Annotated in this window: 5 protein-coding genes and 1 pseudogene; all 6 read right to left on the bottom strand. The window is 38.0% G+C overall.

The genetic code is table 11. From position 1 onward, the window contains the following. Positions 1–384: pseudogene (locus tag HMPREF3057_RS05695) on the bottom strand (cell wall anchor protein); the annotation flags it as partial. A gap of 16 nt (positions 385–400) precedes the next feature. After that, a complete protein-coding gene (locus tag HMPREF3057_RS05690) occupies positions 401–1,474 on the bottom strand; it encodes a hypothetical protein (protein ID WP_070696832.1) in 1,074 nt (357 codons plus the stop codon). A gap of 13 nt (positions 1,475–1,487) precedes the next feature. Beyond that, positions 1,488–1,826 (bottom strand): hypothetical protein, encoded by a 339-nt coding sequence (locus tag HMPREF3057_RS05685; RefSeq protein ID WP_000800858.1) that lies wholly within the window; start codon positions 1,824–1,826, stop codon positions 1,488–1,490. Positions 1,827–1,918: 92 nt separating this feature from the next. Continuing rightward, on the bottom strand, positions 1,919–3,769 hold the full coding sequence (locus HMPREF3057_RS05680; RefSeq protein WP_070696830.1) for an AAA family ATPase: 1,851 nt from the start codon (positions 3,767–3,769) through the stop codon (positions 1,919–1,921). 2 nt (positions 3,770–3,771) lie between these two features. Continuing rightward, the gene (locus HMPREF3057_RS05675; RefSeq protein ID WP_070696828.1) at positions 3,772–5,517 is read right to left on the bottom strand and encodes a type IA DNA topoisomerase; all 1,746 of its coding nucleotides are present in this window, start codon (positions 5,515–5,517) and stop codon (positions 3,772–3,774) included. A gap of 161 nt (positions 5,518–5,678) precedes the next feature. Beyond that, positions 5,679–11,174 (bottom strand): PBECR4 domain-containing protein, encoded by a 5,496-nt coding sequence (locus tag HMPREF3057_RS05670; protein ID WP_070696826.1) that lies wholly within the window; start codon positions 11,172–11,174, stop codon positions 5,679–5,681. Between the last annotated feature and the right edge of the window lie 6 nt (positions 11,175–11,180).

The raw sequence follows: 11,180 nt of genomic DNA, 5'->3' as shown, positions 1-11,180 counted from the left end.
AGCTGGCACTCCGTCAAGACTTCCTGCGTTGTCTTTGTCTTGTGGTTTATCTGATGGTGTTGGAACACCATCGAGGCTACCTGCATTATCCTTGTCTTGCGCCTTATCTGAAGGTGCTGGTTTATCAGCTGGCACTCCGTCAAGACTTCCTGCGTTATCCTTGTCTGAAGGAGCTGTCGGATCAACTGGAGTAACTGAAGGCTCTGTTGACTGATTTGCTGGAGCCTCTGTTTCTGTTGAAGCGCTTGGTGCTGTCGGCGTAACTACTTCTGTTGTTGGAGCAGAAGAATCAATTGGTGCAAGTTCATCTGCTGATACAAATCCAGCTTGTGCTAATGCGAGTGTTGATAGTGCGAGTGTAGTTAATACTTGTTTCTTGTTCATTGTGATTTTTCCTTTTCTAATTTTTAAGATAATTTGATTCTTTTGGTTCTGTTTCTACAACAAATCCATATTTTGAAGAATCAGAAGTTTTTACATCAAAAGTTAATCTAACACTAGATGATTTATCCCCTCTTTTGACAGACAGGATATAGGAAACCGTATATCTTTGAGTTTCTGAATCATAATTCAATTTCTCTAAAATAACGGACTGTAAAATTCCTTCTTTTGGTTTAGTAAATTTTGCATCACCTTCAGAAAGAAAATCTACTAGGTTTTCTTTTTTGCCCGAGTAATAAGAAGGTAAGAAATAACGGCTAAAGACATCAACTTCATTTTTTGTTGAAATGATGAGTTGAGTATTTTTTTGTTCCTGATATAAGAAATTTACTTTTTCGGACTGACTTGATAGTTGAGCGAAAGCAAAAAATACGCAAACGATATTTATCACTGACAGCACTCCCAAAACACCTAAAAATAGATAAATTTTCTTCAGAGAAACTGACTGCTTTTGAGCCATAGGAGGGGCAACAGTTGTTGGACCTCCTGCTTTTAGATCATGTGATGGACGACTTGGCTGTGAAAGAACCGCCAGCTCACCTTCAGCTGGGAAAAGAGGAAGAGAAGAATCGGACAATCCCATACTTTGTTTATATACAGGATAAATCTGGTTCTCAAAATACTCCCTTTTTTCTTGATAGCTGTAATTCGCAAATTCAGAGCGAGTAAGTATCGCTTGAATGAGGGGAAGCAGGAGATTTTCATAGTCTTCAGTAATCAGAAATGGACTAGCGTAAACCTCTCCTTCTGTTACCACGTTTTTCCCTTCCAGATGGGCGATTGCCACTTTTTTCAGCTGAAACTGACCATACATCTGTTTCAACTCTCTAAATAACAACTCGGCCTGTTGAAATGTTAGGTAGGGTAAACTTTTTGAAATCGGCTGAGAAAAATCAGAAAGATGATCCAATCCCTCAATGATATCAAGTAATTCACTATCATCTTCTGGACCTCTTCCATCTTCCCAGGAGATTTCTAAAAATAGATCATCTGTAATCGTACAGCAACCTTTATTAAAGAGTGAAAAAGCCATAAATCACCACCCCTTAACTTTTCACGAAATCAAAAATCCATTCAATAATACTTGGTCCCGCTGAAACACCAATAATTGCAATTGCAATAGACACCCAATTTTTTTTCATTGAGGCTTTTAACTCCCGTCCACCAAACGCATAAATGAGCGAAGTGACAACGGCAGCTAGACCAAATAGCGCAACACTGACTAGCTGAACTTTTGTAATTCCTTGTCTTGCCAAGTTATCCGACTTAGCAAATGGATCGTCCGCATAGACTGTAGATCCTGTTAGGAATAGGGAAAGGCTCAATAAAAACATCTGTGATTTTGTTTTTACTTGCTGAAGTTGTCTTGTCAAATAGTTTTTCATAGAAATCCTCCTTTGTTTTTTTGACAACGTTAGTATAATAGATAATTGAAAAAAATTTTTTAAAGGGACAATCATTTTTTTTAAGGTGAATTTTAAGAAAATAATGCTTCACCAAATGACCTATTTTCAGTTTCGACGTCGAACAATATTTCTCTTTTATCTTCACGGTGATGCTCATCTGGCGCATCACCCTCTACCCAAAGATGAAAATGATACTCTTGGTTGTGATCGGATAAGTTCAGAAACTCTTTAGAAATTAAAGGAAGCACCTTATGCTTAATCACTCTTTCCAGTGGCCGTGCGCCATCCTTTATATTTGTTCCTACATCCAATAAATAAGTAACCAAACTTTCTTCATAAGAGAGAGTCAACTTTTGATTTTTCATTCTTTCTTCGATTTCTGATAGTTGTTTGACAATAATTTTCTTATTCACTTTCTCGTCTAACATGTTGAAAATTAATTTATATTCAATTCGATTGAGAAATTCTGGTCGGAATTTAGTTTCTAACTCCAACGTCATGCTCTTTTCAAACTGACCTTTATCCCTATCTGTTAGTTTTTTAAAATTCCCTTTCAATTCATACTGCTTAACAATTTTTTCAGCACCAATATTCGTAGTAATAATAATGATTGTATTCTTAAAGCTCACTTGCCTTCCAGTTGAATCAGTCAAGCGCCCTGCATCAAGCACTTGCAAAAATAAATCTACAACTTCTGAATGTGCTTTCTCCACCTCATCTATCAGAATAACGCTATATGGTTTTTGTTTAACCTTCTCAGTCAATTGTCCTTTCGTTCTAGTTTGACGATCGCCAATCAGCTTTGTTATATCTCCCTTTTGTTTATACTCAGACATATCAAAGCGAATGATTGCTTCTTCATCATCAAACATTCCCTCTGCTAATGCCAAAGCAAGCTCTGTTTTTCCAACGCCAGAAGTTCCTAGAAACATAAAGGAGGATAGGGGCTTTCTTTGATCCTGTAAACCAGCTTGTGCAACAGTTATAGCATCCACAACAGCCTCTACAGCCTCATCTTGGCCTTTAACACGTCGTGACAGCTTTTCTTTTAAACCATCTAATCTTTCCTTGTCACCTTTCAAAATCGTCGTAACAGGAATACCTGTTTTATTTTTCAGCACCTCTGCAATTTCTTGCTTCCCGACATGAACCAATCCATTTGTAGAACAAATAGTCGCTGCTTCATCTATCAAGTCAAAGGCTTTATCAGGTAAAAATTGATCAGGTATGTAGCGGACAGATAGCAGTACAGCTTGTTTTACAGCATCCGAACTAATAGACACTTGGTGAAAGTTTTCGTAAATAGTTTTAGCTTGTTCAAGAATTTCAATCGCTTGAGGAGTTGTTGGTTCAGGAACCATAATCGGTTGCATCCTTCGCTCCAGCGCTCGGTCCATTTCGATATATTCATGAAATTCATCTAAAGTAGTTGCGCCAATCAATTGGATCTCACCACGTGACAAAACTGGCTTAATAATATTTCCAGCATCCAGAGCACCTTTATCTGAACCTCCAGCTCCAACAATCGTATGAATTTCATCAATAAAGAGAAGGTTTTCTCCTTTAGTTTCTACCATCTCCTCAATAATTTTTTTAAACTTAACAATAAATCCTCCATCTTCATCTGACATTAAACTAGATAATTCCAGAGAACGTACGGTCAAGTTTTTTAATTTTGGAGATACCTGGTTTCGTAAAATGGCTAAAGCAAATCCTTCAACAATAGCTGTTTTACCAACCCCAGCTTCTCCTACCAAAATTGGATTGTTTTTGGTTCGTCTGAGAAGGGAGGTTTGAACGGCTTCTACTTCTTTATCACGGCCGTACACCTGATAATCTTCTGCTTTTTTTGAAACTTTTTCTGTCAAATTATCTGTATAACGATCTAAATAGGGTGTTTTTTTCTTTTCTTCAGTAGTCACACTTAATCACCTCTTTCTTTTACTTCCTTGATTTGAAGAGTAAGCTTATCTTTTATTGCATCCACAAATTCTCGTGGATTGATTGTCCCTTCTCCAATCTGAGATAGAAACATTTCCCAGCCTCCTGTTGTCTCTGGATCAGAGAACTCATTGTCATAGAGATAATTGATCAGTAGATAGGCTTTGTTGGTAGGCGTTAGTTGACCTGTTTTTTTATCTTTGACAACATAGCCCTTGCTCTGAATTTTTTTAATGATTTCTCCTCTAGTGGCTTGGGTTCCCAAGCCATATTTAGGAAATATTTGGCCAATCAATTGGCTTTCAGTTAATCGTTTAGGTGGTTTTGTTTCACCCCCTACAATCTGAACCTGCGTATCAATTTCATCTCCCACTTGATAATCAGGAACTTCAACAGGACCTCGTACCTTTCGTGAACTCCATTCAGCCCATCCTAATTTATGAAGCGTTCTACCCTTTGTTTTAAAAACAAGACCATTATTCTTTACTTCAATTGTTTTGGTCGAATAATAACAATCATCTGCAAACATCAAGATTGCCTGCTTCACAACCGCTTCATAAATCAGTCGTTGGTCAGTCTTTAAATTTGAAAGGTTTGGAATTCTTTCAGTCGGAATCAAGGCTGAGTGGCTCGTACCAGATACTTTTTCATCATTGACATAATCTTCCCTAGGCTCCAAAAACGCTGGCTGAAAATGACAATTAATAGCCTTTTGATAGGCAGATAGATTTTCTTTTAAATCGTCAAATTCAAAACGACTGATATATTCTGAGGTCGGTCGTGGATAGGAGAGAAAACCTTCCAGATATAGTCCCTCAACAATACTCTCTGTTTTATCTGAGTCAAATTTCCAGGCACTTGCCGCAAAACTTTGTAATTCTGACAAGGTAAATAGCTGCGGGGCGGATTTCTGATGATTTTCTACCTCAACTGAAGAAATAACAGAGGTGGTTGATAACCCCCTTGAAGAGGCTAAAATAGCCTCACTATCCTTAGTTTTGTCTTTTGTTGTGAAGAATACCCCATTTTTCTTATCCTCCAGCTGAAGCTTCCAATATTTTTCTGGAGTAAAGTTACGAATCGCTAAATCATTTTCACAGACTAGTCTAATTGCAGGTGTCTGAACTCGACCAACCGATAGATGGCTACCTTTTGTTCGAGGGAGTTGTCCTCTTGCTTGAAGATCAATCGTTGCAAGAGGTGATAAGTTCATTCCTACCAACCAATCACTTTGTGCACGTGCTTCAGCTTCCAAATAGTAATTATAGGTTTCTGAAGGTTCCTTCAATTCCTGAAAAGCTTTTTGAAGAGCTTTCTTTGTCATGGAGCTTGCCCAAAGACGTTTCCAAATTTTCTCCTTCCCCCCCGGTATGTGCGATAAAATAGAGTACGCAATCCGTTCTCCTTCTCTATCAGCATCCGTCCCAATAATCACTTGATCCGCTGTTACCACTTCATCATAGATTCTCTTGAATTTTTCTCTTGAATTCTTGTCCTCTTTGAGATGTTGCTTAAATGAAACATTTGTCAGAGGTAATTTATCAAGTGACCAGTTGTCTGGTTCACTGTATTCAAATAGGTGACCTTCAGCAGCCACCACATGAATTTCAGCTGGAAAATAGAGTGATTGCCTGATAACATAGACACCTTTCTTTTTACTAAATTGTCCCAAAGCTGTAGCATAAGCTTCTGCCTGTTTCTCTTTTTCAGCCAGAATAACTATAACCATATCATTCTCCTTCTACTTCATTTTCTGTCATTGTAAGCTATAATTAAAAAATATTTTGTAAAGGGACATTGACACAGAGTAGAACGAGTTCATATCAAAGAACAACACAAAAAGTTATATAACTTTTTACACAAAAAAGAGGCTCACAAAGAGCACTCTTTCTATACTTTAAGCCCCTTCTTTGGGCTTTGGATAAAATTTTGATTTTGTCCCACCTGTCTATTCAACTGATAAGGCTTTGTATGTTGTTCAACACTTTTTACAATCTTAGATACTGTTCCATGAATCCGTTTCATAGATTGCGCTAGTTGTTGATCATCAAGAGAGGTCAAATTATCAGTCCAAATTGCCATATAGCGAATGGCTTTTTCAGAGGTATCTAACCCAAAATGATTAGAAACGAGATAACTTGTCATCTCAGCTTCAAGTTCTCTACGGTCTTTTGAGACATCTTCCTTATACGAGTTAGCAAATTTAGGGTTATGTAGACTAGCATGCGCCAACTCGTGAATAGTAGTTGCAACCACTTCTCCAGGAGTATTATCTGGATTCAAAAGTATCTTTTGTTCATCTGGATAAAAAGATCCTTTCGCACTTCTCAACTCTTTTGCATCGTCTTGATAGATTGTTACTCCAATATTCTTAGCATAGTCTGAAAGTCCTTCAAGCACCTCTTTTGTACGAATATGATCCATATTAAAGTTATAGTGACGATTTGGCATCGCTTTTGGATAAAATTCAGGCTTCAAGGTTGTTTGGGACAACTCAAATACTTTATACGTAGCGAATTTAGTTAAGCCTGTGTTTGAATCTCTTTCTTGGAAGAAGCGAGATTTCAATTTTCCTTCTTTCTTTAGAGCCTTTTCTTCAGGTGTCGCTTCAGAAAGTCTTTTATATTTTGGATTGCCTTTTCCATTTTTTACCTGATTTCCATTTTCATCCAGTACAGGAATCATTTCAACCATCATAGGTCTAAACAAGGTAATATGTGATTTTTCTCCTGTCTTAACCGAAAGATTGTTATGGACAACTTCTCTTGTTCGACCTGTTTTTTTATTGGTGTAGGTATTTCTCGTTTCAAATACCTGATCTGAAGTAATCCCAAGAACTTCCCCCATTGATTGCCATTGATTATAGGTTGCGACTGCACTTGCTCCTGGCCACTGTTCCTGAATCAAAGCGACATTTCTAGGTGAGAGCTCTGGGAACTTACTCATAAAATTCAGATACTCTTCTAACCGTTCTGGTGTTTCTGTGTACTCTCTCACTTTTTGGAAAGCAACCTCACTCAATTCATGAGGCGTTAAAGCAGCATAATCAATACTACTTGAGTTTACTTCAGGGATCTCCAAATCTGAAATAGGTTCCTCATTCAGGATCTCCTCTACACGCTGAAGCAAATTAGTTTTAGTTTCTTGCTTAGAAGATTGAAAAGCTACTGTTTCTCTTGTATCAGGAGTTTGACCTTCTCCTTCTTCTGTCAATCGAGTCGATTCATTTGCTTCCTGGGAAATTTCCTTATTCACCTCTCTATTTTCCAGCTGAGAAAGAATTTCTTCATCCATCGATGCTAGTACAGATTGACCTTTGAGTCGACGATATCCTAACCCTAACATTTGTGAAATAGGTGTAGTCTCATCTCCAATATCATATCGAATTCCCTCTTTGATCATTTCACCCCCTGGAGCATAAACATCAAACTTAATTTTGGTAGGAGGAATATAGCCTTCAGTATTGCCTGCTGTTACTTGTTTCATTCCTTCTTGATGAATTGGATAAAAGTCCTGATTGGCCTTGTAAAGCTCTCTAGCAAAGTCTTGATAAGATATAAGCTCTGTCTCTTTAAACGGCAATTTCGGGCCATCTGGGCGATCCTCGGACCATTGAAGACGAATATGATAGTCATCTTTATAAATATGATCTTGATGCCAGTCTCTATAAAAGTCGGAATTTTTATCCAGAAGATTATCTTCTCCAGCTGCAGCAACAATCTGATCAAATTTATCATTGTGCTGTTTCGCATAGTCAAGATACTGATTCCAGGCTTGATGAAATTCTTCTGGAGTTTTTGAGATGTCACCTGGCACACCTAAATTATAGACAGTATCTAAGACTTGAGTAAACGTAGCCGAATCAAGTAGGGGGCTATTCAGTGTGTTCTCTAGCATTGTTTGTTCAATTTCTTTAGAAACTTCTTCAAACTGCTTATTCTTCAAAACTGATAGCATTTCTGCACCATTGTCTTTAACATATTCCTCATTAATTGACAGTTGCTCAATGTGACCATCTCTTTCTCTATAGACACCGAGAATGATCTTTTCATCCAACAATTTAACACTAGTTGCAAGCTCTCCTTTGAGTTTCATAAGAGAGGCTGGAATTTTTTCATCTCCGATATCTTTAAACAGTAGTAAGAAATCTTCATCTTTTGCTTTAATAGCTTCACTCATATTGAGATTGTGAAGTTTTTCAACACTGCTCAAATCATCCAGAACAAAGGATTGTGGCTCTAAAATATCCTGAAGCATTGGAAGAACCTGCAATTTATCCTTAATTGAATTACTAATCAACATACCGTCATAATGACCTCGACCAGCCGCAAAATCTTCTAAGAAATCAGCAGCACCTTTTCCTTCTTCAAAAGGTCTAATCCCTGAAAGATGGATAAAGTTTTCTTTTTGGAAAGTTACTTGAAGAACATTCTCTTCTCCATGATCCGCATAAACAAAACTTATTTTACTGCCAGCCATTTCACTTAAATACCAGGACGCTGTACTTTGAATGGAGGGCGCATATTGGTTCAAACGTCTTAAATCGGCAGGTGTAATTGGGTGATAATTCCCCACTCGCCGTTGCACTTTATCATAATTTGTGCTAAAATGAAGGTACGGATAGGATGATGTCGGGTGACTGGTAACAGTTTGCTCAAAGGTACTTGTTTCAAGTACAGGTGAGGTACTGCCTTCAGCTTTAGGCTGTAAAGAACCCGTGCCACCACTGGTCCTATCGTTTTTTTGTTGCTCAAAAATCATATCTAGCTCTTGAGATTTATCAGGGGCTTTTTCTTCTGAGACTTCCTTTATCTTAATAGGGTGAGTCTCAAGACGTGACATCAAGTTATCCAATAATTCTCGACTTAAAACCACTTCTCCCTCTTGCTCATCCAAATAGTGAAACAATGTATTTGGTGTTGTCACAAAACCGTAGGCAAAGTCTCTTGTTCCCGATTCAATCAGTGGATACTCCAACATTCGCTCAATTGATTGTGATAGATTATCAAGGGTTCTTTCACCAAAATAGACGCCAAAACTGTCACTTGAAAGGCTTTCTATCTGCTTGTTGGTATTGTAGGCTGCTATTGCAAGTTCACCAATAAATCGGGTTGAAATATCTACTCCCAAAGTTCTCTGATGAGGTTTCAATGCTTGATACAAGGAATCTTGCTCAGGAGTCCCTTTTTTCTTGTATAAATCAGTCGTTTGATCATCAAGAGAGGTCAAAAGTGAATGAATAGGAGACAACACTTCCATTCGTTTAGCGTTGAGGTATTTAGTAGGATGGCTATTTCCTAACTTCGCAAAGACATCATATAGATAGAAATCTGGGGCAAATTCAATTGATAATTCTCCAGATTGAATCCGATCATTTAAACTCTTTGTTAATGCTTCGTTTTCCTGTTTTACCTCTTCATAGCTCATCAATCTCACAGCATTCTCCTCTGTATTGACAATAGATTCTTGATTATCTGGAGTTTGTTTTTCTTCAACCATCTCATCTATACTAGTCGGATCAATGACGACTGTTTTTTTATTTTCTATCGAAAACGTGAGATTGTCCCAATTTTTTTCTAACCACCCTGCTTCGCCTTGATTTTTTTCAATAGGCTCTGGTTGTGGTGAGATTGTTTTTTCCTGATTCGAGGGCGTTAATCCTACATTTTCTTGCCCTTGTTTGGCAAGTAATTCATCCACCTTCAGTCTTTCCTCATTTGTTTTCGGATGATACTTAGTTTGTGAAGATAATTGAAACTCTCCTTCTTCAGTCAACTCCAGGGCAACTCTTCGTAACCCTTTTACAAAATACGTATTTGGTTGTTTTTGCCACTGGTTCACTAGCCCCTCATCAATTAAGGCTTGAGTTGCTGGTTGAATGCTCGTTTTACCCATTTGTTCAGATATGGCTTCAAGTCTAGTCAACTCTTCTTGATAGCGTTTGAGAGTAGCTTTGGTAAAGAACGACTCCCCACGTTTAGCTTTTTCTAACTCTTCACGGATTCTAGGTATATTTTGAACACTCATCTCCAGACCACTTCCCTGACGATTCAACCCCATTTCTTTCAAATGTTGTTGGTGCTCCAGGCGCTCTACTCGCTCTTCCTGTTGCCTAATCTCATCCATCTTTGAGAAGACTTGATCTTCTATTTGTTCTTGCTTACGTTTAAAGCTAGCACCTCCTCGCTTATCATTCATGGGTTGCCCATTTGTTAGCGCTTGGTGGGAATAAGCCCTTGAAATAGCCTCGTCTTGTTCACCCCTTAGTCGTTCCAATTTTCGACGTGCCTGGGCAAGACGACTGTTGTCAGGCTTTTCTTCCTGTTGATTCTTTAGAACATCATTCCAGTCCGTTTTATCTTGTCCTGGTTTTAGTTCTGGTAGATCTGAATTGATAACAGCTCCTTTTGCCTCCAATTCTTGAATGAATGTTCTACCTGCTTCATCATTATCTAAAGCTAGAGTAATCAAATCCGCATTTTTCCCATCTTCAAAAAAGTGATGATCAATAGCTACTTGAAGTCCGTCCGCTAATTGTTCAGGTGTCCATCTTAGCGGTTTTCCTGATATTTCAGCTTGAATTTGAGATAGATGACGGCCTATAGTTGATTCTTTCAAACCATCCATAGAAACTAATCTGACGTCCTGAAGACTATCTTTGTGCAATTCATAGTAGGACATTAAATCAATTGGACTCTCAGTAAAAATCAATCGTTTTGGACTGCCAATATCAACATGAATACCTGTCATAGGATCGGAGTTTTTCATAATCACTTTAGCATATCCATGTTTTGGCCACTTCTCCCAATTCTCCTGTATTCCTTGTAAAGAGGCTCCAACAACTTCACCTGAAGAAGAAAGGGACTTGAAGACAATAACTGGCTCAATCGCATTTGTTGTAATTCCATCATTGCCTTCCGCAAAGTAGTCAAGTTTGGCGTTAGCTTGGGCTAAAACACCCTGTTCCAAAAAATAATCAATCGTTTCGTCTGATAGCCCACGTTGATTCCGTAGATAATCTCTTCCAGCTGAAAACGGCTGCTCATATTTTTCAAGATAGTATTTAAAATCTTCTTGAGCTCTTTCAACCATTTGAAACTCTTTAAAATTTCCATCATTTAAAAAATCTACAGATTGGTTAAAATCCACTTCCTTTATCGTTTCAACTAAAGAAATCGCATCTCCTCCTGTATTTCTGGAGAACCATTTCCATAAATTCTTATCAGGCGATATAACTAGGCTATCATGTTCTTTCCATCGATAGTCTCGTCCAGATCGAACCAGCTCCATCTGGAGCTCGTTTGCAACATCCAAAATATCTCTAGAACGTGCAAATTCAACACGTTCTCTACGAGTTTTCCCACGTCTTGATTCTTGTTCTGTCATATAAAA

It is taken from the genome of Streptococcus sp. HMSC072D05 (genome assembly GCF_001815805.1).
Classification (GTDB): domain Bacteria; phylum Bacillota; class Bacilli; order Lactobacillales; family Streptococcaceae; genus Streptococcus.
This window is presented reverse-complemented; position numbering and strand designations above follow the sequence as displayed.